This window comes from Vibrio sp. LB10LO1, from assembly GCF_010092875.1.
Classification (GTDB): domain Bacteria; phylum Pseudomonadota; class Gammaproteobacteria; order Enterobacterales; family Vibrionaceae; genus Vibrio; species Vibrio campbellii.
In genome coordinates, this window is sequence record NZ_JAADJW010000011.1 from 1 (window position 1) to 22,710 (window position 22,710).

16 protein-coding genes are annotated in these 22,710 nt (G+C 45.2%); 8 read left to right on the forward strand and 8 right to left on the reverse strand.

Annotation, left to right across the window (positions count from 1 at the left end; genetic code table 11):
• Positions 1–603 precede the first annotated feature (603 nt).
• Both GXP65_RS09840 and GXP65_RS09845 read right to left on the reverse strand, forming a co-directional pair.
• Positions 604–1,623 carry a DUF2955 domain-containing protein gene (locus tag GXP65_RS09840; protein WP_005431049.1) on the reverse strand — a complete coding sequence of 340 codons (1,020 nt, stop codon included), beginning with the start codon at positions 1,621–1,623 and terminating at the stop codon, positions 604–606.
• A gap of 9 nt (positions 1,624–1,632) precedes the next feature.
• A complete protein-coding gene (locus GXP65_RS09845; RefSeq protein WP_162092689.1) occupies positions 1,633–2,697 on the reverse strand; it encodes an HlyD family secretion protein in 1,065 nt (354 codons plus the stop codon).
• A gap of 114 nt (positions 2,698–2,811) precedes the next feature.
• Here GXP65_RS09845 and GXP65_RS09850 point away from each other — a divergent pair, with 114 nt between their 5' ends.
• Together GXP65_RS09850 and GXP65_RS09855 are read left to right on the forward strand one after the other, a co-directional pair.
• Positions 2,812–3,672 (forward strand): LysR family transcriptional regulator, encoded by an 861-nt coding sequence (locus GXP65_RS09850; RefSeq protein WP_162092690.1) that lies wholly within the window; start codon positions 2,812–2,814, stop codon positions 3,670–3,672.
• A 117-nt stretch (positions 3,673–3,789) separates the two neighbouring features.
• Positions 3,790–4,332, forward strand: coding sequence for a hydrolase (locus GXP65_RS09855; RefSeq protein ID WP_162092691.1), 543 nt, complete (start codon positions 3,790–3,792; stop codon positions 4,330–4,332).
• 215 nt (positions 4,333–4,547) lie between these two features.
• On the opposite strand, the gene GXP65_RS09860 is transcribed toward GXP65_RS09855, so the two are convergent.
• From GXP65_RS09860 to GXP65_RS09870, 3 genes are all read right to left on the reverse strand, one after another.
• Positions 4,548–5,987 (reverse strand): hypothetical protein, encoded by a 1,440-nt coding sequence (locus GXP65_RS09860; RefSeq protein WP_162092692.1) that lies wholly within the window; start codon positions 5,985–5,987, stop codon positions 4,548–4,550.
• Between the two features lie 82 nt (positions 5,988–6,069).
• Positions 6,070–7,425 (reverse strand): LysM peptidoglycan-binding domain-containing protein, encoded by a 1,356-nt coding sequence (locus tag GXP65_RS09865; RefSeq protein ID WP_162092693.1) that lies wholly within the window; start codon positions 7,423–7,425, stop codon positions 6,070–6,072.
• 298 nt (positions 7,426–7,723) lie between these two features.
• Positions 7,724–8,620 (reverse strand): 1-aminocyclopropane-1-carboxylate deaminase/D-cysteine desulfhydrase, encoded by an 897-nt coding sequence (locus GXP65_RS09870; protein ID WP_162092694.1) that lies wholly within the window; start codon positions 8,618–8,620, stop codon positions 7,724–7,726.
• Between the two features lie 255 nt (positions 8,621–8,875).
• Between GXP65_RS09870 and GXP65_RS09875 the strand changes: the two genes are divergently transcribed.
• The gene (locus GXP65_RS09875) at positions 8,876–10,114 is read left to right on the forward strand and encodes a leucine-rich repeat-containing protein kinase family protein (protein ID WP_162092695.1); all 1,239 of its coding nucleotides are present in this window, start codon (positions 8,876–8,878) and stop codon (positions 10,112–10,114) included.
• 120 nt (positions 10,115–10,234) lie between these two features.
• On the opposite strand, the gene GXP65_RS09880 is transcribed toward GXP65_RS09875, so the two are convergent.
• On the reverse strand, positions 10,235–11,533 hold the full coding sequence (locus GXP65_RS09880; RefSeq protein WP_162092696.1) for a HAMP domain-containing sensor histidine kinase: 1,299 nt from the start codon (positions 11,531–11,533) through the stop codon (positions 10,235–10,237).
• Positions 11,530–12,207, reverse strand: a complete 678-nt coding sequence (locus GXP65_RS09885) for a response regulator transcription factor (RefSeq protein WP_038889938.1) — start codon at positions 12,205–12,207, stop codon at positions 11,530–11,532. The genes GXP65_RS09880 and GXP65_RS09885 overlap by 4 nt, the downstream gene beginning before the upstream one ends.
• A gap of 153 nt (positions 12,208–12,360) precedes the next feature.
• On the opposite strand from GXP65_RS09885, the gene GXP65_RS09890 reads away from it, so the two are divergent.
• The 4 genes from GXP65_RS09890 to GXP65_RS09905 all read left to right on the forward strand — a co-directional run bounded on the left by GXP65_RS09890 (position 12,361) and on the right by GXP65_RS09905 (position 17,722).
• Positions 12,361–13,401 carry a glycosyltransferase family 2 protein gene (locus GXP65_RS09890; RefSeq protein ID WP_080765463.1) on the forward strand — a complete coding sequence of 347 codons (1,041 nt, stop codon included), beginning with the start codon at positions 12,361–12,363 and terminating at the stop codon, positions 13,399–13,401.
• 2 nt (positions 13,402–13,403) lie between these two features.
• A complete protein-coding gene (locus GXP65_RS09895) occupies positions 13,404–14,810 on the forward strand; it encodes a glycosyltransferase family 39 protein (RefSeq protein WP_162092697.1) in 1,407 nt (468 codons plus the stop codon).
• Between the two features lie 4 nt (positions 14,811–14,814).
• A complete protein-coding gene (locus tag GXP65_RS09900; protein WP_162092698.1) occupies positions 14,815–15,237 on the forward strand; it encodes a GtrA family protein in 423 nt (140 codons plus the stop codon).
• A 388-nt stretch (positions 15,238–15,625) separates the two neighbouring features.
• Positions 15,626–17,722, forward strand: coding sequence for a methyl-accepting chemotaxis protein (locus GXP65_RS09905; protein WP_162092699.1), 2,097 nt, complete (start codon positions 15,626–15,628; stop codon positions 17,720–17,722).
• Between the two features lie 186 nt (positions 17,723–17,908).
• Here the strand turns inward: GXP65_RS09905 and GXP65_RS09910 are convergent, their stop codons facing one another.
• Positions 17,909–18,760, reverse strand: coding sequence for an alpha/beta hydrolase (locus tag GXP65_RS09910; RefSeq protein ID WP_162092700.1), 852 nt, complete (start codon positions 18,758–18,760; stop codon positions 17,909–17,911).
• Between the two features lie 224 nt (positions 18,761–18,984).
• Here GXP65_RS09910 and GXP65_RS09915 point away from each other — a divergent pair, with 224 nt between their 5' ends.
• On the forward strand, positions 18,985–22,428 hold the full coding sequence (locus GXP65_RS09915; protein WP_240334988.1) for a dual specificity protein phosphatase family protein: 3,444 nt from the start codon (positions 18,985–18,987) through the stop codon (positions 22,426–22,428).
• Positions 22,429–22,710: the final 282 nt, after the last annotated feature.

Sequence of the window (22,710 nt, forward strand, 5' to 3'; positions counted from 1 at the left end):
AGTTGGGTCATTCCAGCGAGTCTAGACGAGACTAGGAATCTGCTAACCACTCGCTTGGAAATAGCGATAACCTCAGGACTTCACAGCACTCGATGGGGAGATCCTGAATCACCTCGTCCCTCGTTGTTCAGAATGACGGGCGTCGGTAGATATGTTGCTCGCGATATTTTTATATTTGGTATGTATCCAAAGTTGGGTCATTCCTGCGAGTCTAAACGAGACTAGGAATCTACTAACAACTCGCTGGGAAAATAGCGATAACCTCAGGACTTAACAGCACTCTGTGGGTAGATCCTGAATCACCTCGTCCCTCGTTGTTCAGGATGACGGACGTTGGGAGATACGTTGCTCGCGATATTTTTATCTTTGGTATGTATCCAAAGTTGGGTCATTCCAGCGAGTCTAGACGAGACTAGGAATCTGCTAACAACTCGCTTGGAAAATAGCGATAACCTCAGACCTTAACAGCACTTTGCGGGTAGATCCTGAATCGCCTCGTCCCTCGTCGTTCAGGATGACCGGTTCTAAATAAAAATGCCACTCACAGTAAAGTGAGCGGCATACTTCGTTTCCCGTTTCCCGTTTCCCGTTTCCCGTTTCCCGTTAATTCAATTCCACGTTCTTTACCTCAGGGTGCTTCAATAACATCACGCGAATCCAGTGGTGTACTACCCACATCACCATTGCGGTCAGCAGCACTGCTACGAATATCGAACTGAATCGGTACAAGATAGAGAAGAACGCGTCTTTCTGCTCTGGTACCAATGATGTGGTCAGTGGAACGGAGAGGGCAGACATCGCCGAGAATGCAATGGCGGCTTTGACTTGTCCTTTCGTTAACCACAAACAGAATGGCCCCATGGCGATGGTAAACGCCAGCCAGAACAACAACCCATGACCAAACCAACTGCCCAAGATTAACTGCACCGCCATACCGGCGATACAGCCAAGTGCTGTGCCGATGATGCGGATTTTCGCCATCGCCATGGAGCCTGCTAGTGTCATTGGCGTTAGGATGATGAGGATCGAAGCCTGCGCCGAAAGCGAGTCGTACAAATCACCAATTTGGAACACCAAAAACGCCGCCATCGCTACCACCCAACCCATAGCAACTTGGCTAATGTAGTCGATGTCGCTCTTTACTGGCGTGGTCATTTCTGTTTGTAAGATCTTCGATTCCGGCTCTGGAAATAGCCAATAGGCGAGGGCACAGACGAAGATATTGCTGAACGAAATCACCCAAAGGTTGACGTTGAACTCTTCAATATCCATGAAATCGTAACTCGCGAAGTTGAGCACGATCGAGCCAACCAACAACCCCATGTAACCAAACAAGTAGGTTTTCGGGTTCATCATCGCGATGCATTTAAACAGCATCATAATGCCCACTGCCGCGAACATCAGTGTCGGATGGAACTGTAAGTATTCGAGAATAAAGGTGGCTTGAACCGTGGTCCAAACTGCCGAGAACAGTACCATCAAGACGAGTGGCAGACTGAAGTGGTCCATACGGCCGAGTACGAACAGTGGCAGCATCACGGCAAAGAAACCGTAAGACCAACCAAAGATCATGCTCAACGCTAAACCCATTGAGCAGCCAAACCAAATACGTAAGGTTTTCATCGCAGCCGCCTAGTAAATAAAGTGGAACCAGCTAGCAAGGTAGATTTGAACTTGTGCCATCAGCGCCCAAAACGGACTGTTGTCTGGGTAAAGCACGATGGTGGCACGAGAACCAACGAACAGGGAGGAAGGTAAGGCTTCTTCGCTGGTCAGGTTCACGCGAGTGCGCTGTGCATCACGTACCCAACGGTTGTTCACTTCAACTTTGGTCAGCGCGCCGTTTGGAGTTTGCTGTGCAGCGGCAACGCCATAATCTCGGCTCGCTAGATCGAAGTCGTACACAGAACCTGGGTTAGCATCGAATGCCACCATGGCGTGGTAGTCTTTGCTTACTCCTGCCACAGACTTCTCTCGGAAATCCGCTGCAACCCACATTGAGCCTGTTGGTACAAACGTCAGCAATGGCATGTTGGTGTTTGCCATGGTGCCGACTTCCAATTGCAGGTTCGTCACGACACCGTCACTTGGAGCAAGAACCGCGGTGTTGGTTAGGTCTAGCTGTGCTTTCTCAATGCCATTTTGCGCAATGCGTACCGCAGTGCTTTGGCCTTTTTTGTCACCAAGCTGTGCTTCAATCACTTTCAAGTTTTGTTGCTCTGCTTTGAGAGCTGCACGAGAAACTTGGTTTTGTGCGTAGGCGCTGTCTAAGTTGGATTGAGAAATTACTTTTTGCTTCGACAGTTTTTGTAGACGTGAGTACTCACTGTGCGCGTTATTGTAAGTTGCTTGAGCACGAGCAATGTTTGCCAACGCCGCTTCTCGTTGCGAATACAGTGTTGCTTCTTTCTCGTAGGCGGATTGCAGTGAAAGCTGCGCTTGTTCTATAGCGATCTTGTATTTGCGGTCGTCGATTTTGAACAGCACATCGCCTTTGTGCACCGCTTGGTTGTTTTCGATCAGCACGTCAGTCACTTTGCCAGACACTTCTGGCGCGACTTGCACCACATAGCCTTGTACGCGACCTTCGGTGGTGATTGGCGCGTGACGGTCAGCTATGATGATGTAGAAAAAGAGTACAATGAACAGGACAATAAGTGTTCGCATCCAGTGTTTGAATTTATGATCCGCTGTCATAAGAAATTCCTGAATTTATGGCGCTCGCAAGCAAATAAGATAACGAATTATAGAGAAGTCGATCACAATTCAGTAGAATGACAATAAGCGCATGAATGACCTAAAAGTAGGACAATGAAGGTAAGTTTTGATGATCTTCACCTGTTTAGCCAAACCGTCGTGCACGGTGGCATTAGTGCTGCGGCAGAGGCGAACCAGCTACAACGCTCTAAAGTGAGCCGACGTTTGCAAGAATTAGAGAAAGCGTTGGGCTGCCAATTGCTGATTCGTACTACGAGAACCATTGAGCTTACCGAGCATGGCAAGCGTCTGTTTGAGCTGGTGGGGCAACCCATAGAGCATATTCAGCAAGGCTTGAAAGTGATGCACGAATACGAGCAAGAGTTGACGGGCAAAGTGCGCGTCGCGATTCCTTCTGCTTTGATGAGCTCGGCTGCGTTCAACTGGATCATCAACGAATACACCACGCGTTATCCGGATATGTCGGTAGAGATTGAGAACCACCAAGAGAGTGTCGATCTCAAGCGTCAAGCATTTGATCTTCAGCTTCTTCCTAGCGTGGCCAAAGTCTCGGACGACAGTTATGTGCAGTTCAGTTTACTGCCTTATCGCAGTCACTTTGTCGCTTCCCAAGCTTACCTCGATGCCCATTCGCCATTAAAAAGTATGGATGACTTAAAACACCATCGTTTACTCACCAACCGATACAACGCAGGGTTATTGGACCCAGAATTACACGTGGCGGTTAGATCAGACGATTTAAACTTGCTGCGGTTAATGGCGATTGCAGGCAATGGCATCGCATTCATTCCTCAAGTGCATTCTAAGCCTGCTTTGGAAGACGGCCAACTGGTGGAGGTGTTGCCGGAGTTCACCCATCCTAAGCAACATCTGACGTTGATTTACCCATCCAATCTGTTTTTGCCGAACAAGGTCAAAGCCTTGATTGAGCTGTTTAGGGAAAAATTCCAATAGCGTGAGCGGACAATAACTTTGCGAATTTGCTCATCAGAATAGTCGGCAGTTCTGGTACATTCTCTTTATTCAAACGCTTGAGTATATTCACCTTCAAGCGGCTCATAGGAGATGAGAATGTTATCGAAAAATTCCACCGGTCTGATTGTTGTCGATGTGCAAGGTAAGTTGGCAACGCTCATGCACGAAAGCGAAGCACTGATTGAAAGCACCACCAAATTAGTCAAAGGGGCGAAAGCACTTAACTTGCCCATTCTATGGCTGGAACAAAACCCAGAACGCTTGGGGCCAACTGTTGAGCCGATCCGCGAAGTGTTAGCGAAGGAGCATTTGCCGATCGCTAAACACACTTTCGATGGATGCAAAGAACCGACATTCAAACTCGCGGTAGAAAACGCCAAAGTCGATACATGGTTAGTTTGTGGTATCGAAGCGCACATTTGTGTGTATCAAACTGCAGTTTCGCTGCGTCAAATGGGCTACCGAGTGGAACTGGTGACGGATTGTGTCTCTTCCCGAACGCCAGCAAACAAAGCGTTAGCGCTGGCAAAACTGACCGCGAATGGCGTTGGTCTAACGGGCGTCGAAATGTGTTTGTATGAAATGGTAGTAGACTGCCGAGCACCAGAGTTTAAAGAGATCTTAGGGCTCATTAAGTAGAGAATAACGGATTAGAACGCCAATCACGGTAGAGGTAAAGATGGAACTGAGAGCGTTTGTAACTATCTATTTTAAAGCTATTTTTCCGCCTATATTTCTCCCCGCCTATTTCGTAGTTCGCTCCCTTTGAAATCGAGCTCGCTCCCTTGGCAATTGAGTGCCAAGGGACGCATAGTTTTTGAGCGCTGAGCTTTCGTCTTTTGACGTGTTTGGCCCTAGCGGTTGTTATCCGCGCTGTCATTCTCCGGGAAAAGTGCCGCTTGGGTTTCTTCCAGCCCTTCTGGGGTGTATTGATAACCTTTTTCCATACTCATGTTTTTGTATTTCACCAACATCTTTTCAATGATCAGAGATTGAATGCGAAGGGCATCTTTACCTAGTTTTTGGGCAATAAACTCACTCAGTGTTTGTATGGTCACGTTATGGAATTTTGGCTCTGTACCTTTTCCCATGTCCGTTTTGACTTGGACAACGAGATCTTTTTCCTTATTGGAGATCTGAGTCAGGTGTTCCTTAAACTTTTCGTTGTAGATCTCGGACGTTGCGTTTAGGCGTAGCTTGTTAATTCTCGGGTATTGGATTTTTTGTGCATCTTGCAGTTTCAGCTTTAACTCTTTAAACGCAATGGAGTCCTCTTTGTTAATGCTTTCGAAGAACTTCATATCGTTGGAGACATCGATATCTTCCGAAGAGGAGATAAACGCAGGATCAAACAGTACGTTGGTGTTTAGCATCGTAAATTGTTCGATAGGGCGCCCTTTCACTGAATCTGACTCGACCGTGGTTTTCTTCGGTGCCTTCGACCCTTTCTCGTAAGTGTCTCCGCTGGTTGAACCGAGTGAAAAATACAGAGTGGTGTCATCTTTGACTTTCGATGTGGCTTGCTCGGCTGCAGAGATAAGGTCCATGTCAGACATCAGCACATTGCAGTCCATCATGGTGACTTTTTTGAACTGGTTTTGTTTGCAAAAATCGACGACGGCTTTTCTTGTCGCACCAAATCCAACCGTTCCTGATTCGAACTCCCAGCCGACGAGACCAACCCCCGCATCACGTAAGTATGCTCCCATCTGTTCATCATATAGAGCTAGCTCACTTTGATGCACAAACAAGTAGACGGGCCGACTCGTACCTTCTGTATACCAATACAGCTCTTGGAGTTTTTCTTTTATTAGAAATTGTTGTGGCATGCCGACTGAAGGGACGATCAAAGCGGTGCCAGTGGAGGATTGCGGGGCAATTCTTTCCTCAAAGTGGGAGGCCGTAGGTAAGCTGGCATTCTGGCTTTGTTGTCGAGTTTGTCTTGGGCTCTGGTCATTGATCTGACGACGATAGTAAACACGCTCCAACTCTCTACTGCGGTTGAGAATTTGATCGACAACGGCAGGCTCATACTTAAGTGCCCCCGTATTATCGCTAACGACATAGCGATAGTTAAAGCGAATTAGGGCTTCTGGCCGCTTGTTTTTTACCTCGAGTTCACCGCTATTAACGTATGCCCACCAGTCCTGTTTAAAGGTGGTCCATGTCGCATCGTTTTCAGCATCTCGCTTGCGTTTAGCTGATTCAGGATTTTGCGTGGTATTGAGCTGGTCGCTTTTTCTCTTTTGGGCTTTGTTTGAGGAAGAAGCCGCTTGATTATTGTCACCGTACATACGTATTTTCACTTCTTTTGAATATCGTCGAAGATAGTTTTTTTCGCTCTTGATGGCGGAATGACAGACGTTGTGAATCGTCTTATTGGCCCGCAGGGATGCTGGTTATATGCGTCAGTTGCAATTCATCTTCGACAAAAGAGACCGTGATACGCAGCAGTCTGTTTTCGATTTTTTGCACATTCAATACCGGCGTGTTTGGGGATAATCCAGCTTGGCTAAAGATGTTGATCACCGAAGAGGGCTGAGTTAAATCAGCATACTCTCCCCAAACGTCACGTTGTGAATATTTGCCCCACACATCACCAAGAGGGTAGGCATCACCAACGGAAAAGGTATCTTGAGGACAAGTTTGCTCAGAGTTGGCCTCTTCTTGGGGTTGCTCGGCTGCACTGACAGTCAATACATCACCGACTTTGAGAGCGAGTGGATCACTTTCATAGTTCGGATTGAGCTTGAGTAGTGCTTTTGCCGACAAACCGTATTGAGGCGCAATGTCTGTCCACTGCTCTGGAGAGCCATCGTCATTAGTGCGGACTTTATGGTTTTGGGCTTGGCTCGTTTCGCTGGTGGATTTTGTGGCGGCTTGCTTTCGCGGCAACAAAGGCTGCTTCACGATGGTTTTGAGCGCATTGATATCAATGAGTGTTGCGTTCTGTTTTAGCCAAGCAGCATTGATTTCTGCAAGTTCATCATTGGTGAGTTTTTCTTGGCGGTAGAAAATATGCTGGGGCGCGGCTTTTTTTCCTTCGACGGCAACCGGGACAAGCATGGCGTTGAATGTTTTTTTGCTGACGAGCTTGTCTGTGATGCCATGCGGGCTAGACTCAGTCATTTGCCAAGAGAACTTATCGTTGCCAAGGATAGCCATTTCATACATCAGCTTCCCATCATAGAAGTAATAATAAAACCCTTGTGCTGCCCACCCAAGTAAGCTCTTTGTTTCTACTGCGGGAATAAAAGGAATGAACTCAGCGTTAGTATATTCACTGCCAAGTGGTTTTGGTGTGATTGTGTATTTTTGCTGTAAGCCGATGTCTTGAAAAAGTTCGTGTAAAAGGGTTTTGTCTTCGGCTTCGAAGCATTCTGCTGTTAATACGGTACACGGTGATGGCTGTGTTTGTTCTAATTTTCCCCAGCGCTTAATAAGCGGTTCATTTGGCGTTTTCGCCAGAGAAAATACACCAGGCTGAAGCGTATTTAAGTCATCCTTTGGAGCATGAATCTTTATTCGGCATTCAAACTCAGCGGTGGCTTGTGATTGAGCGTCGGTTACGAGTGAGCTGTAGCTCGCCTGAGCACTACTTTTTGAATGTGATTGGCTGCTAGCCGATGAGTACTGGTTTGCGCTGGAGCGATTACTTGACGTAGTTAGTGCGGAATCGATAAGTGGAGCGTAGCCAGCTCCCCTCACACGCTTTGATGCTGGACGCTTCATTTATATCGCCTCTTGGATTTAATTGGTGATAGCTTAGCGGCAATTAAACGAACGCACTATAGACAGAATAACCAATTCCATTTGCTTAGTTACTAAAACTGTAGGCATATCGAAACTTATAGAGGTAAGGGTTTTAATGATAAAAAGCGTTATTAATGCAGGGCGAAGAGGGGAATAATTGATATTAATGCGATTGAAGTGTAACCATGTTGGCGACTTATTTTAGAGAAGCATTAAGCGCTAGGTATTTATTAATTACTCACTAGCGCTATTGGAATATGAAAAGCACAGAATGCGCTTATTCAAACTCTCGCTGGTATCTTGGTAGCATGGATTCATTACCAAGTAATCCACCTTGATGGATGTAGATCAGTGTCTTGTCTTTATTTTCTGCCAACCACGGCTGCAAGCATTGCCACATGTAAGGGTCATACAGCAGATCGAATTCGAGGTTGGTCTGATCGTAGAGCGCGTTCCACGTTTCGTAATCGCTTTGATACAAACGTCCGAAATGGTGCTTGTCGCGCACCGAGAGAATCGTCGGGTGGTTTTCACTTTCGAGTGTGTTGAATTGCTCAGTCAGGTAATCAGCATTGCCGACACAAGCGCAGGTGATGACCTCGATTCCGTGTGGCTTTAAGTGCTTGCTCAAATACAGTGCGGTTGTTCCCGTTCCTGATGGCAGGGCTACTACAAACTGCTTTTTACCTTCGAGGCGTGTCCAATCAAGCAGTTCACGCGCCAGTTGTTTTACACCGGCTTCGGCAATCTTCGCTTTTCCTCCTTCAGGGACAACCAAGGTTGTATCGTCTAACCCACGCACTTGTTCAATGTATTCAGTGGGATGAAGAGGGGATTCGATCTCTTGCATTGCCGTGATGCTCATCCCTAAATCCAGCGCACCTCGGTAGTTGCCGATCGGGGAGTCTTTGAGCCAAGACGGGATATGCTGGACGTAGAACTCAAAGTTCCAACCTTTGATTTGCGCCAGAGCAGCAAGGGAGTACATCGCATTGGATTGAGCAGAGCCGTAGCTGATGAGGGTTTTGATTGCGCTATTTTGCGATTCCATCAACGCCATAAACTTACGTGCTTTGTTCCCAGAGAAGTGAGAATGCAGCATGTCATCACGCTTAAGGAAAAAGGTATGACCGTTAAAGTTGTGCTGAGTTATCGGGCTTTCAGAGAGTTTCATGCGACTACTGACGTGTCCAACCACGCGACCTTGCCGTTAAAAAGGGCGCGTAGTGTAACGCCAATAAACCCAGATAAAAAGTCCGTGTTTCAATACAACCTTTTCGATTATTCCTGATGGTCACGGGGGGCTTAAAAGGTTTCATATCCAATAAGGTTTGCCGCAGAAATGAACCAAACAGCATCACAACTCGCGTTTCTTCCTCAAGCCACGTAAACTACGCCGCTTATTTTCATTCAATCAGAAGGCTTGGTTTTGCAAACTCTAGAACAATTAAAAACAGGACAATTAGTAGGAACGAAACAACTGAAGTTGGCGCAAGGGCTAACTGATTTTCCTATGGAAATTTTAGAGCTTGCAGAAACGCTTGAAGTATTAGATTTATCCGGCAACGCACTGTCAGATCTACCTCCAGAATTGGAACAACTGACCAAGCTGAAAATCATCTTTGCTTCAAATAATCAGTTCACCCATTTGCCAGAGGTGCTGGGCAAGTTGCCAAATCTTGAGATGGTTGGGTTCAAAACCAACAAGATTAAAGAGGTGAGTGAAGCCTCGCTGCCAAGCCAGTTGCGTTGGTTGATTCTGACGGATAATGAGATTGAAGTTCTCCCAAACAGCCTTGGTGAAAGACCGCGCCTAAGAAAACTGGCACTGGCAGGCAACCGCATCAAGCAACTGCCAAACAGCATGGAAAACTTGGTCAATCTGGAACTGATTCGTCTGTCTGCTAATCAGCTTGAGCACTTCCCTGATGTGTTGATGAAGCTGCCTAAGCTGGCGTGGTTTGCTTTCGCGGGTAACCCATTTTGCAAGCATCCTTCTTCGCTAGACAGCGTGCCTAAGGTTACAACTGGCAGTTACTCGCTTAACCACGTTCTCGGCCAAGGCGCGAGTGGGGTGATTTCTCATGCGAATTGGACTGACGCGCATTATGACTTTCCGAGTGAAGTGGCGGTAAAAGTGTTTAAGGGTGAAGTGACCAGCGACGGCTTCCCGCATGATGAGCTTGAAGCGTGTTTGCAAGCAGGGCACCACAACAATTTGGTGAAATCCATCGCGCAGGTGGATGATGGTAATGAGCTTGCGTTGGTGATGGAGCTGATTCCAGACAGCTACTACAACTTAGGTTTGCCGCCAACACTGGAAACCTGCACACGAGACACCTTCCCACAAGGGTTTACCTTAAAGGTCGAGCAAGTAAATACGATTGTTGAACAGATGGTGGATGTGTTTAATCACTTGCATGACAACAAGGTGTGTCACGGTGATTTGTATGCACACAATACTTTGGTGAATGACCAAGGTGAGATGATCTTCGGTGATTTTGGTGCGGCGAGTATTTACGGCTACCTATCCGAGCAGCAGCAAGCGGCGATCAAAACCATTGAATCCAGAGCGTTGACGTATTTCATCGAAGATGTGTGTTCTGTGTGTGAAGACTCGAAAGCAGCATTGGAAGTGATGAATCGCTTTGCGTCGCTCGCGGCGTAATAGTTCATTCAATCGAACAATCGAATAAGAAAGAGGTATCGGTTTGCCCGCTTTGATGCTCAGCAAATTATTGGCGCTGAGCAAATGAGATACCTCTTGATTGAATCTAGTTCGAGGAAGTTACGCTGAGCAATCTTCTTGATGCTCTGACGCAAGGTTAATCACTGCCTCACATCCACCCTCTGGATGCGTACCAATCGTAAAATGCCAGCCATAACGTTGGCACAAATCATCGACAATCATTAGACCCAATCCGTGCCCCCCCGAGTGTGGAATGGTGGAGAAGCCTTCACCTTCGTCACGCACCGAGATGGTGTGTTCATCCATACTGATATGGATGGCTCCCGATGTTGTCGCAGCGATGCCGTTGCGAATAAGGTTACCAAGAATAATGGTGAGTACCGCGTTGGTTGCTTTGGTCTTAGGTGTTCCGCTGACGTTCATTTGCAAGGCCAGTGATTTTTCGTCTGCTTGTGCTTGGCTTTGCGCGATGATCCTCGTGAGCTCTTCTTCAGAGATGGTTCTCACTGGTGAATCATCCGTATTGCGCTCGTAACGGACTAACCCTAGTAGCGCATCTACCATGGTCGACATTTGTTGTGTCGCGTCTTGAATTCGATTGACTTGGCGTGTCTGGAATTCCGTATTCGCACTTCTGGCTAATAAGCTGCTTGAGCCTTTCATCACGGTCAGCGGTGTACGAAGCTCGTGGCTTGCGTATCGCGCAAAGGCTTGTTCGCGCTTGATGACTTGATTGATCTTGTGGCGATATTGGTTGAGTTCTTCGGCCAAGGCTTGGAACTCTTTGGCGGAGCCTTCAGGTACATTGAAGGTTTGAGAAGGGTCGCCTTGGTGTTGGTCTAACTGGTTTTTAAGCGCATTGACGGGTTCTATCAATCGTTGGGATAGACGCAGCAATAGGTTGCCAAATAAGAAAATCATAACGGCGACAATCGAAAGTACCGCAGCGACCACGAGAACGAACTCTTCAGAGGTGATCTCGATTTCATCAATGAGGGAAATCAGAATGACCGGGTGCTCAACACCTTTGTTGGTGTAAGAGCTCATGTAGATCATGCGTGAATCTGGCTCGTCGCCTATTTCATCAAGAAAGTGTTTTTTACCGATCAGATATTTGCGAAATTCTTCTGGGACTAAGTTGATGTCGTTGTATGCGGTTGTCAGCAAATCAAGCTTGATAGTGCCTTGGTCGGGATGAGATTGAAAATGAACGATGGCTTCTTTTTTGTCGACCATAATACGACGTTCACCCACGCGGTCTTCTGACCAAAGCAGTGCGCCGGTGATGAGTAAAAAGCAGAATAGACCAATAACAACAGAGACAAACGAGAAGAACAGCGCTAAACGCCCAGTCATACTCTGGGTGCTTTGAGTGCTGTTTAACAGTCGGAGGATCATGCTCCGGTCTCCAAGCGGAAACCGACTTTAGGCACCGTGATGAGAACATGTTTTTCAAAGGGTTTATCGAGTTGGTTACGCAGTTGGTAAATATGGCTGCGCAGTACATCGTTGTTGGGCTCGTTTTCTTGCCACAGCTGAAAGGCGATCTCTTCACGTGTTACTACGTCTGGCGCGTTCTTGACCAGCATTTCTAGAATGGTATAGGTGGTCGGGTTGAGCGCTAAGAGCTTATCTTGACGGTAGGCTTTACGTGTTTTTTGGTCGATAGAGACTTCACCGTACTCCAATTTACTCGAAGCCACGGTGCCACGGTAACGGCGGATCAGCGCCATCATGCGCGCTTCGAGAATATCCAAGTCGAAGGGTTTTGTTAGGTAGTCATCGGCACCGTGCTGAAAGCCTTTGAGCATATCGTCACGGCTATCAAGCGCGGTCAGCATCAGCACTGGTGTATTGTTGCCCGCATCGCGAAGTTTATTGCACATGGTTAAGCCATCCATGCGTGGCAACATTAGGTCGAGTAAGATGATGTCGAAGGTGTTTTCCATTGCCAGCTTCAAGCCCAGCTCGCCATTGTCCGCGTAATCGAGTTCCATACCTGCACACTCAAAATAATCGAACAGCATGCCTGCAATTTCTCGATTATCTTCAACCAAAAGTACGCGTTTCATGTATTTCTCTCCAATCAGGCGGGTTTTCGAAATTAAGGGCATTTCCTTAACCGAATATTATTCACTAAGGGTGTGAAAAAGATGTCAACAACAACTATTTCACGCCGCTATTAATAGACTGCATCCATTCATCGGATACAGTGGAAGAGTAGCATGTCAACCTTCAACATTCACGCTGCAACCTTTTCGAAGGTGAGCCAACACTCTGAGCCTAAAACAGTTTTGTCTGTGGTGGTGCCATTCTTTAACGAGCAAGAAGTCTTGCCGGAATTTCATCGTCGTTTGGTCGCGGTTCTGGACACGATGCCAGAACGTTGCGAAATCGTGTATGTCGATGATGGCAGCAAAGACGACAGCCTAATGATCGCACAAAACTTTTCTCAATCTTCTAGCGACGTTCGTTGTATTGCATTAAGCCGTAACTTTGGCAAAGAGTCTGCCATGAGTGCAGGTTTGGAACATTGCCAAGGCGAAGCGGTGATCGTGATTGATGCTGACTTGCAAGACCCTCCTGAGTTGATTCCGAAGATGGTCTCCAAATGGCGTGAAGGGTATGACGTAGTCAACATGCAGCGCAGCGAACGCCATGGTGAGACGTGGTTCAAGCGTTTCTCGGCCGCCTGCTTTTACAAAGTGCTCAACAGCATGGCTAAGCTCGATGTGCCAGAGAATGTTGGCGATTTTCGTCTACTAAGCGCAGAGGTGGTTAAGCACATCAATGCGCTGCCAGAGCGCAACCGGTACATGAAGGGCATTTTCTCGTGGCCGGGCTTCAAACAGGTGACGGTGCAGTTTGAGCGTGATGCTCGTTTCTGCGGTGAGACCAAGTGGAACTACCTTAAGTTGATTGGCCTAGCAATGGACGGCATTACCTCTTTCTCGATTCGTCCTTTGCGTCTAGCGACGTTAGCGGGGGCGTTAGTGGCGTTCAGTGCCTTTCTTTATGGCGCATTCATCGTGATGAAAACCGTGGTGTTTGGGGAACCTGTGACGGGTTACCCATCCATGATGGTGGTTCAACTCGCATTGGGAGGAGTTCAACTGCTGTCGATTGGCCTTTTGGGCGAATACATCGGGCGTATTTTTGTCGAGACCAAGCAGCGTCCTCTTTATCTTATCCAGTCTGTTTACGAGCAGCCTGCGAAACATCAATCCATCCAAACCATGAAGTTTAAACTAGGAGAAACCGCGTAATCATGAGTATTAATAAAACCCATCTGTGGTTGTTGTTGGCGTTTGCGCTTTTACTCCGTCTTATTTCACTTGCGACTTACCCTTTGATGGACACCACAGAAGCCCGCTACGGCGAAATGGCACGCTTGATGGTGGAAACGGGTAATTGGCTCACCCCTCAGTTTGATTACGGTGTCCCTTTTTGGGGTAAGCCGCCGCTGTTCACTTGGATGAGTGCTTATGGCATTGAAGTGTTTGGATTGAATGAATTCGCGGTGCGTGCACCACACTGGTTGGCTGGTGTTGCGACGATCTTCTTTATTGCCTTTATGGCTTATCGAGCGGGTACTAGCGCGTTGATCGCAGCGCTAGTATTGGCGACGTGTGGCATTTTCTCCATTGCTGCGGGCGCGGTGATGACAGACATGGCGCTCACTCTCGCAATGACGATGGCAATGGTTGGATTCTACTACTGCTGGCTTGGTAAAGATAAACACAGCCGCCTGTGGGGATATGTTGGTTTCTTTGGTCTGGCTTGTGGCTTGCTCGCAAAAGGACCGGTAGCCATCGTGATCATGGGGATTGCAGTGTTCCCTTGGTTGGTGATTCAGCACGGCTTTTTTGGGGCGTTTAAAGCGTTGTGGCAGCGTTTTCCTATTGTGTCAGGTTTGGCGTTGATGTCCGCGATTGCTCTGCCTTGGTACATCATGGCAGAGATGGCGACACCGGGATTTATTGATTACTTCATTGTTGGCGAACACTTTAAGCGTTTTGTCGTGAGTGGCTGGCAAGGGGATTTGTACGGTTCCGCACACGATCAACCACGTGGGATGATCTGGGTATTTTGGCTGCAATCGGCAGCGCCTTGGTCAATCGTATTGCCTATCTTGGCGTGGAAGCGTCGTAAGGTGCTCAAAGCCATTGAAACTGATCATCAAGGTCTATTTAGCTTCCTGATCTGTTGGCTGATTTCACCAATGATTCTGTTCACGATGGCTGGGAATATTTTGCCTGCTTACGTTCTACCGGGCATTCCAGCTCTGGGCATTTTGGTGGCGATGCTGGTGGATAAAAATGACTTTAAGTGGGTAACCGGGACTGCTGCGGTACTACCGGTACTGCTTATGATTGCAATGTTGGTATTGAATATGGGCAAAGCAGACAGCCGCAGTGACCGTATTATCTTCGAGCAAATTGATGATAGTGCACCTGTATTCTACATTGGCAAACGACCGTTCTCTGGCCAGTTTTACAGCCATGGCCAGGCGAAAAAGCTGGAAGATGCCAATGACTTAAATAACCTGAAGAAATTCCACCTGATTGGTAAATCGCAACAAGTGGATGTGGTTATTCACGATAACGCTTTGAGCTGTACTAACGACTTCACAGCCAAATCGAAACGTTCACTCTATACCTGTGTGATGGGGTAACGGAGTGGGCAAATTACTAAAATTTGCTTCGTTAACAAGGCTTTCTTCGTTAGAAAGATTTGCTCTGGTTGGTGGTATCGGCTTTGTGGTCGATACCCTCATCTTTTCCTTGTTATTCCATGTGGCTGGCTTGGAGTTGATGGTTGCTCGCAGCATCGCTTTTTTGTTTGCAGCAACCACGACTTGGCTAGGCAATCGCTGGCTTACTTTCTCTCAAGCAGACAAACATAACCCGTTGTATCAGTGGCTTAAATTTATGGCGAGTGCTTGCATTAGTGCAGTGCCTAACTTTGCCGCTTTTAAAGGTTGGACGCTTATGTTCGGAACACAAGGCTATATGGTGTTCCTCGCTCTGGCTCTGGGAATATTGGTCGGCATGATGAGTAATTACTTACTCAGCTCAAAGTGGGTCTTTAGCCAACAATGAGCCTTACTTTCATTTCAGGGAGTAAATAACTGCAATAAAAACAGGGATATGAAGAAAATTAACTGTGACTCGAGTCACGGTTTGAGTAATCTAATACTCAGTAAAAAAGAGTAAAAATGCATGAATACTTTCGTATAAAATGCATTTTATTATTTGAGTTTATATTCTATAAATACAATGACTTAGACAGATTATTGGAAGGCTTTATTTATTGTAGGGCTCATACGTTAAAAATATAAAACTGACCACATACGTTACGCTGTTAACAAGTTTGATCTTTTTATTCTCTTTCTGTTCATATCTTGACGTCTTCTGTTCACCTCTGTTGTTTAAAATCCATGAAATTTCTAAAAATAATGCCAATCTATCATCAGTTACAGAGGTGACTATGTTTAACAGTATACGTACTCGAATCGCAGTCAGTGCGGGCGGTGCAATGGCGTTCACTTTGTTGATTGCAATGGGTATGACTACCGATGCATTTACTGACGTGAACAAGCAAGTGAACGAGAAAGTAAAAGCGCAATTGACGGATGCGACCAGTACCGATCTGCAAAACACCGCGATTCAGCAAGGTCTGAATATTGCGACCCAGCTTGATCCTGTACTTGCAAACTTGAAGCAAGTACGTTCGATCATCGAGTTGAGCTCAGAAACTAACGCAAGTGCAGACCTTATTGTTAAACAGTTTACTGCCGCGCTAGAAGCACAAAACAAAGCGGTATTTGCAGGCTACATGGTTTGGCAAGACAAAACTTGGCCACAGCAAGTGACGCTTAATCCTGAAGACGGTTTTAACAGCCAAGGTTACCTTGCGCCTTTCTTCTCGCCAAATGATCAAAACAGTTTTGATGCAGTGGCGATGGAAAGTTTTAGCAATACAGAGCTAAACAGCAGTGGCGAACGCAAAGACGATTGGCACTTAATGCCTTACGAAACGGGCAAAACTTTCGTCATGGAGCCGTACTTTTATCCTGTACGAGGCAAGCAAGAGCTGATTACAACCATCAGCCAACCGATCAAACAAGATGGCAAGATCATCGGTTCGCTTGGTTTTGATTTGTCTCTGTATGAACTGCAAAACCAGAGTGAACAATCGGCGCGTAACTTGTTTGATGGCAAGGGTAAAATTCTTATCACCTCTTGGAAAGGTATTACCTTGGCAAACAGCCGAGATGGTGCAATGGTGGGTAAGAAAGTTTCTTCAGACCTGGCTGCCGAGTGGTCAAACATTCAGTCAGTCGCGAAGCGCGATGGTGCTGGCCTTATCGCTTTTGATGGTGATGAGTATGCGATCACTGCTATCGATACCAGTGATGCGCCATGGGTAGTTATGGTGTCGGTTCCCAGTAGTCACCTCACAAAAAGCGTCGACGAGTACCAGCAATGGAGTGATGGGCAGAGTTCGGAAGCGCTTGAAAAAGGTGTGTGGGCGGGGATCTTCGCTGCTATTTTAGGCATTGCCGCGATGGCATTCATTGCAAACTCGCTTGGCAAAGTGTTGAACAACTTGGTTGAACGTTTTAAAGACGCGGCGCAAGGTGAGGGTGATCTGACTTACCGTATTGAAGTGAAAGGTAAAGATGAAACCGCGCAACTGGCACATTGGTTCAATACCTTCTTGTCCCGTATGCAAGAGATGCTATTGACCGTAATGGCAACCGCAGATCAAGTGGATAAGAACGCAACAGAAGGCCAAACACGTGCTGCGGCTTCTCGCGACCAATTGAATGCTCAGGTTAACGAAGTAAACTCGTTAGCAACGGCGATCAATGAAATGAGTGCAACCGCACAGGAAGTAGCGAACTCTGCGGTTCAAGCAGCCGCTGCGGCAAGCCAAGTACAAAGCAATAGCCTGAACGGCATGACGCGTATGGATAACGCTGCGAGTGCGGTGGATAGCTTGGCAATGCAAGTCAACGATGCGCAGCAACAAACGCAGAATCTGGTGGATTCCAGCACGGCAATTCAGGGCATTTTGAGTGAAATTGGCGGTATTGCTGAGCAAACCAACTTACTAGCGCTTAATGCAGCGATTGAAGCTGCACGCGCAGGTGAGGCTGGCCGAGGTTTCGCGGTGGTGGCCGATGAGGTTCGTAACCTTGCAAACCGCACACAAGGGTCGACGGAAGAGATCCGCGCAATGCTGGCTCGACTAGAGCAAGAAACGCAATCGATCGTTGTGCTGATGGAGCAAAGCCAAAAACAAGCGACCGATACTAAGGGCGAGACGCAAGCGGCACATCTAGCGCTGTCTGAAATCAACCAAGCGATTGAAGTCATCAACGACATGAACAACCAAATCGCTTCGGCAGCAGAAGAGCAGAGCTCTGTATCGGAAGAGATCAACCGTAATGTGGTGATCATCAACGATACCGCAGTAGAGGTGATGGACACTATGACCTCTTCAGTAGAGATCAGTAACGAACTTACCGTAAAAGCGAGCGATCTTCACGGTGAACTGAGTAAGTTTAAGCTGTCTTAACCCGCTACTACTGCTCTCATCCAATCAGGCCGAGTGCAATGTGCACTCGGCCATTTTGTTTTCGTTATGTCGATGCTATTCGTCATAAAGAAAGCAAATTACTTTGATTATGGCTAGCTCTGCAGAGCTTACTAACATCGGAGGAGATTCAATAATAAGAATTCTCGTTCGATTTTCCCTATCTGATCACTCCAAATCGCGAGTTATTCTCTCCCAAACAGGGCTGTTTTCGTCAAGAAAGTACGTATGTCCTGTTGGAAAATCAAACTGCTGATTGAAACCTGAGCAGTCTATTATCTCAAGGCCTGAAACGGGTGTTTTAGGGCCGTACATACCTAAGCGATGAGTGAAAAACCGTTCATCAAAGTTCATGATCATACTAGCTGGCATCGCATAGTCGTCGCTGGCGTAGAAGCAGACGACATTCTTCGCGCTCTGCATAAGAGAACGCCCTTTTTTTCCGTCTTCTAGCATATCGTTGGCGATGTCTGGTGCCATCAAAAAGACATTCTCAAAGAGCCTTGGGAGTTCGCTCGTGCTGAGAGCCTTATTAAGATTGTGAAGGCAATTTAATAGGACTGTATTTCCCATTGAGTGGGCGATTACGGAGATCTTTAGTTCACTTTGACTGTTGGCTTTTATACCGTCCAGCATAGCAATTAACTCTTCTGAAAGCATCAGCCCAGAAAGGCGCGCTGTTTTTCTATCATCCCAATAATCTTTGACAAGCCCAAGATCATTATCGCATGGCCAGATAATAGGGATAACTAGACTTCGACTATGGAACTTGTCCAGAATCGACTGCATCTTTCTCACTTGCGGAATGATGTCTTCTTCTGGTTGATTATTAAACCCATGGATATAAATGAACAGGTGGGTGGGTTTCATCTCCAACAACTCGCTTAACCAGGAGTTACGGCCGACGTCATAGAGTTTATTTCCTCGGTACAGACAATAATGATAGTAGTCATTTAAGCTGTTCGTAGGTGAGAAATTATGAGTTACAGGATCAAACTGACGATTAGTTATAATTAGCATAAACCATTCTTAATGTTTAATTATTTTATATTATTTAAAAATTGCCTATAAAAAATAGAAGTGAATATGATTAATTCTTAATCCTACACTTTTGTTGGTTTTTGTTAAGTTTTATGTAATTTATATTCCATTGATTTGTTATCAACTTGTTTTATACTTTGTCGTGATTTATAAATCAAGAGCAAGCCCGCTAAAAGAAAAACACCAAAGTAATATTAGAAACGATGCAATTTACAAAAGATTATAAAGAAATAACCATAAAAGTAATTGATGATATTTATAACGATGAGACGGATATTTATTCTAAGATATCTCGCTTATCTCAAGCGCTAGAACTAATTAACGAAGGGATAAGAGAAGAAAAGGTTCTTGCTCTAAAAGATGAATATTACTCTAGAAGAGATCTTATCATTAGTATAATTGATGAGTTAAACTCGATTAAATATATTAAGAATATGGTCGGAAGTATATTTTCTGTGGTGAATGATAGGTATGATAACAACAATAAATCCAGAAACTTAGCCGTTAAATCGACTCTGTCAAGAGCTATGGTTTATATTAATCACCTTCAGGAATGCTTCGATCAAGATAGTGGTATTTTGTATGGTGAAGAGATAACTCATTATGTTAATAGGCTGACTTCAGAAAAGGTTAATGTTATTTCAAGATTGGAAAATGCATTGTTTCATGTTTTCATTAAATCAGAAAAACAAATAATAATAGATATTTTGCATGGGAAGGTCATTAAAGAAGAGGTAACTATTGGTGACAGTTTGTCGAGTCAGTTAGACTCAAAAGAAATAAAGAAAAAAAGTGAGAAGATTGTTCAAAGGATTTTAGGGCGAAACTTAACTGAAAGCCTAAAAGAAAGTGACATTAAACAAGTTCTCATTGACACTCAGAGTGAAATTGAAATCTATCAAAAATGTTCGCGAGGGGTCGAGCGAGACATTTATGACAAGGCTCATGCTGTAATATTTCAGATGAACAGCGATATAAATGCCCCCGTGACTGGAACTGATAGCGAGATAGAAAAGGTTCTGATTACCAATAATGTGCCTCTAAAAGTGCTCATTGACAGTCAATATGAAGAAAATTCACCTTTAAAATATAGAGTGGTTAATACTAAGGCTATCATCACCGGAGAAGAAGGTGATTTTGATAGTGTGAATGTCTATGAGTCATCAAAAAATATCGATGTCTTAAATGAAGTTTCAACTTTATTGAAAGTAATATCTTTGGTTACTGATTTAGGCTCAAATACAACGGATTCCAAACTTAAAATTGAATCACTAAAACCAAGGGAGCACTTTGACACGGATAAATCTTATTATGAACAACTTTTATTATATAAAACGAGTCAGGTGCATGAAGATACGAGTGAATTAATTGAAAATCTAAGTCTATCGCCAACTCTCTTGAAAGATACAGTTAAAGTGATTGCGTCACTGGATCTTATACTCCCATTCTATAGTGAGGAAGCGATAAGTAACATCCTAGATGATTATATAGAAAGCAAAGCTGAAAAAATGGCAGATGTCTTTCAATTAGTGAATGAAAAGTTTCCGAATGCAGATGAAAGTATTAAGGCTTTCCTGGCTCTTTTTGTTCATTCTTTTATGTCATCACCAACAGCCGAAGCGATTTCTCTCGCTATAAAGCCCGCTATATTCATGCTGCAAACACATTTAGGTGCAAGTGGACGATTGGTATTAGCACAAGACAGTAAAGGTCAATATGTTTTAGTCAGTACTTTGAACTTTCAGCATCAGGTTATGTATTTAAATAGTGAAAAGCATATGCAAGCTATTCAAGACTTCATATCACTATTACCTCGAAGCGATGAAAACTGGAAAAGCGTTAATTATGACCAATTAAAGCAACTACTTGATGTATTTGATATTTCTACTTCATTCCTTAAATCGATAAAAGATCCTGAACCTTTTCTACTTAGGAATCATAAGTTCAGTAACTATGCATGGGATGCGATACAGGAATCTACCATGCTTAAGTTCAACCTTATTGCCCATGCTTTTAAAAAGCAGGGGATACCGGTCGTCGATTTCCAAGAAGAATATGTTCTCAATAATCTGGTAGAAAAAGAGTTTGGTCTTTCCCTGAAGGATAAAGCTATTGAGATGAAAGAGTTGTATTACTCTCAGAGTTTGGTCGAAATATCTTTGAGCGAGAAGCTGCCATTCTTTCAATTCGCAGGTAAGGTTATTAACGATCCGGGCTACGAGTTTAATGTGTCTGATGCAGAATCGATTCTGATAGACGCGATCGCTCTTGTTTATGATTTCATTCCGGTTTTTGCACCTTTGGCTCGGGCGATAAACGTAAAAATTTCGAGTTTGATTTCATCTTCAGTTATCAAAAATATCAGATTAGTAAGAGTTTCTAAGAATGCGTTCTTGAGAGCGGTGGCCGAGGACATATCAGATAATTTGTTGCGAAGATCAAAGGTGATACCCAATAACCGCATCAACGAGATAAAAACGAGGCTCAAAGAAATTCACTCTTATCAAGTGATGAAAGAAACAAGAGAGCGATTACAGAAGATACAAACGCTTGGTTTGAGCGGGGGAGCGGGTAGCGCCACCGTCAATAAGGCATTTGGCTTAGGAACCGACAGCGTTATTCTCGAGACGGTTGACTGGTGTTACAACGGGAAAGGGCCCGTAGGCAAGCGTGTCCTAGATGATTCTATCCCACTGCCAGCGCAGCCAGAGGTGTTCCCATCTATTATTGATGAGAAGATCGCGATAGTAAGACAAGCTGATGAACCTGTGAGTATTACCGGTTGGAGGGCGCCCAAAACCGGTAGGATTCATATTTTAGATGGTCAGCATCGATTTATTGCCGCCTCAAAGTTAGGCATACCTGTTGAGGTCAAGTTAAAGAAGTTCGGCACGGTACCTACTCAGGTAGATTGGGGAAATACGAATTATAGTAACGGAACTCCTGCAAAGTATAAGTTAAAGCCTTCTCACAAGCCTGTGTTTACCAAGCGAACAGCAGTCTCTGCTGCGGGAGAAAAAAAGGCAATTCAAAATATAAATATTCACGCAAATGAAAGTTTGGGTTCGATTGGCAGACCAAATAAGAATTACTCGACTGGTGCTCAGCTGGTAAATTTTGCGGAGAACTTGAAAGCGCAAAATGTGTCGGCTTTGATTTCTCTAGACTCAGGTATGTCATCAGGCGAAATCGTTGCTCTGAAAAAGCAGTTATCAGCAAAAGGTATCGACTACATTTCGAACCGGACTACGTACATAAAAGACTTTTTCTCTGTTCAAGCAAACACACAGCCAACGAGTATACAAATCGATAATATCGTTACTCGCATTGTAGATTTGATCGATGAAAACAATGGAATTGTGTTGGTCCACTGTGCACTAGGAGATGGTCGTTCCGGTATGGTCAAAGCGGCAGTGTTAATGAAGAAGATGTGGATGAAAAATAAACCAGATTCAATTGAAGATCTGGACACCTCTGGCGTTGCGATCCAACCCTCTATCTTGAAAGAGCGCGAGGTTCTATCCTACCCAGCAGTGAAGGAAAATATCGACTTCATCAGAGAGAGCCACCCGAAAGCTGTAGAACGTGCCGATGATATTCAAGTGTTGAATCAATATTGGGAGATGCTTAACAGCGAACAGTTTTAAATATGAGGCTTAGGCACTGAGCTGTGCCTAAGTCGCTACTCGCAATAGCTTTCTGTCTCGAACTAAACGTTGAATGAACCGAGTCATGTAGCCTCATTCCCATTTGATTACTTCGGGCTATTTGATTGCTTCAGGCCATCTAATTGAAACGGGGATCGATTGGTGTTCTGCTATGTCATCAAAGTGACTACAGGTCGGTGTATCATTCGGTCGTCGATTTTTGAATTAAATTGTGCAGATAAAAAGTGGCTTGAAAGTAATTCGTGCATGCTATGGTCTTTG

What these genes read in the sequence shown, in the direction of transcription:
- GXP65_RS09840 (WP_005431049.1), bottom strand. Translation starts at nt 1,623, where the DNA reads ATGAAAACCTTACGTATTTGGTTTGGCTGCTCAATGGGTTTAGCGTTG.
- GXP65_RS09845 (WP_162092689.1), bottom strand. Translation starts at nt 2,697, where the DNA reads ATGACAGCGGATCATAAATTCAAACACTGGATGCGAACACTTATTGTC.
- GXP65_RS09850 (WP_162092690.1), top strand. Translation starts at nt 2,812, where the DNA reads ATGAAGGTAAGTTTTGATGATCTTCACCTGTTTAGCCAAACCGTCGTG.
- GXP65_RS09855 (WP_162092691.1), top strand. Translation starts at nt 3,790, where the DNA reads ATGTTATCGAAAAATTCCACCGGTCTGATTGTTGTCGATGTGCAAGGT.
- GXP65_RS09860 (WP_162092692.1), bottom strand. Translation starts at nt 5,987, where the DNA reads ATGTACGGTGACAATAATCAAGCGGCTTCTTCCTCAAACAAAGCCCAA.
- GXP65_RS09865 (WP_162092693.1), bottom strand. Translation starts at nt 7,425, where the DNA reads ATGAAGCGTCCAGCATCAAAGCGTGTGAGGGGAGCTGGCTACGCTCCA.
- GXP65_RS09870 (WP_162092694.1), bottom strand. Translation starts at nt 8,620, where the DNA reads ATGAAACTCTCTGAAAGCCCGATAACTCAGCACAACTTTAACGGTCAT.
- GXP65_RS09880 (WP_162092696.1), bottom strand. Translation starts at nt 11,533, where the DNA reads ATGATCCTCCGACTGTTAAACAGCACTCAAAGCACCCAGAGTATGACT.
- GXP65_RS09885 (WP_038889938.1), bottom strand. Translation starts at nt 12,207, where the DNA reads ATGAAACGCGTACTTTTGGTTGAAGATAATCGAGAAATTGCAGGCATG.
- GXP65_RS09890 (WP_080765463.1), top strand. Translation starts at nt 12,361, where the DNA reads ATGTCAACCTTCAACATTCACGCTGCAACCTTTTCGAAGGTGAGCCAA.
- GXP65_RS09895 (WP_162092697.1), top strand. Translation starts at nt 13,404, where the DNA reads ATGAGTATTAATAAAACCCATCTGTGGTTGTTGTTGGCGTTTGCGCTT.
- GXP65_RS09905 (WP_162092699.1), top strand. Translation starts at nt 15,626, where the DNA reads ATGTTTAACAGTATACGTACTCGAATCGCAGTCAGTGCGGGCGGTGCA.
- GXP65_RS09910 (WP_162092700.1), bottom strand. Translation starts at nt 18,760, where the DNA reads ATGCTAATTATAACTAATCGTCAGTTTGATCCTGTAACTCATAATTTC.
- GXP65_RS09915 (WP_240334988.1), top strand. Translation starts at nt 18,985, where the DNA reads ATGCAATTTACAAAAGATTATAAAGAAATAACCATAAAAGTAATTGAT.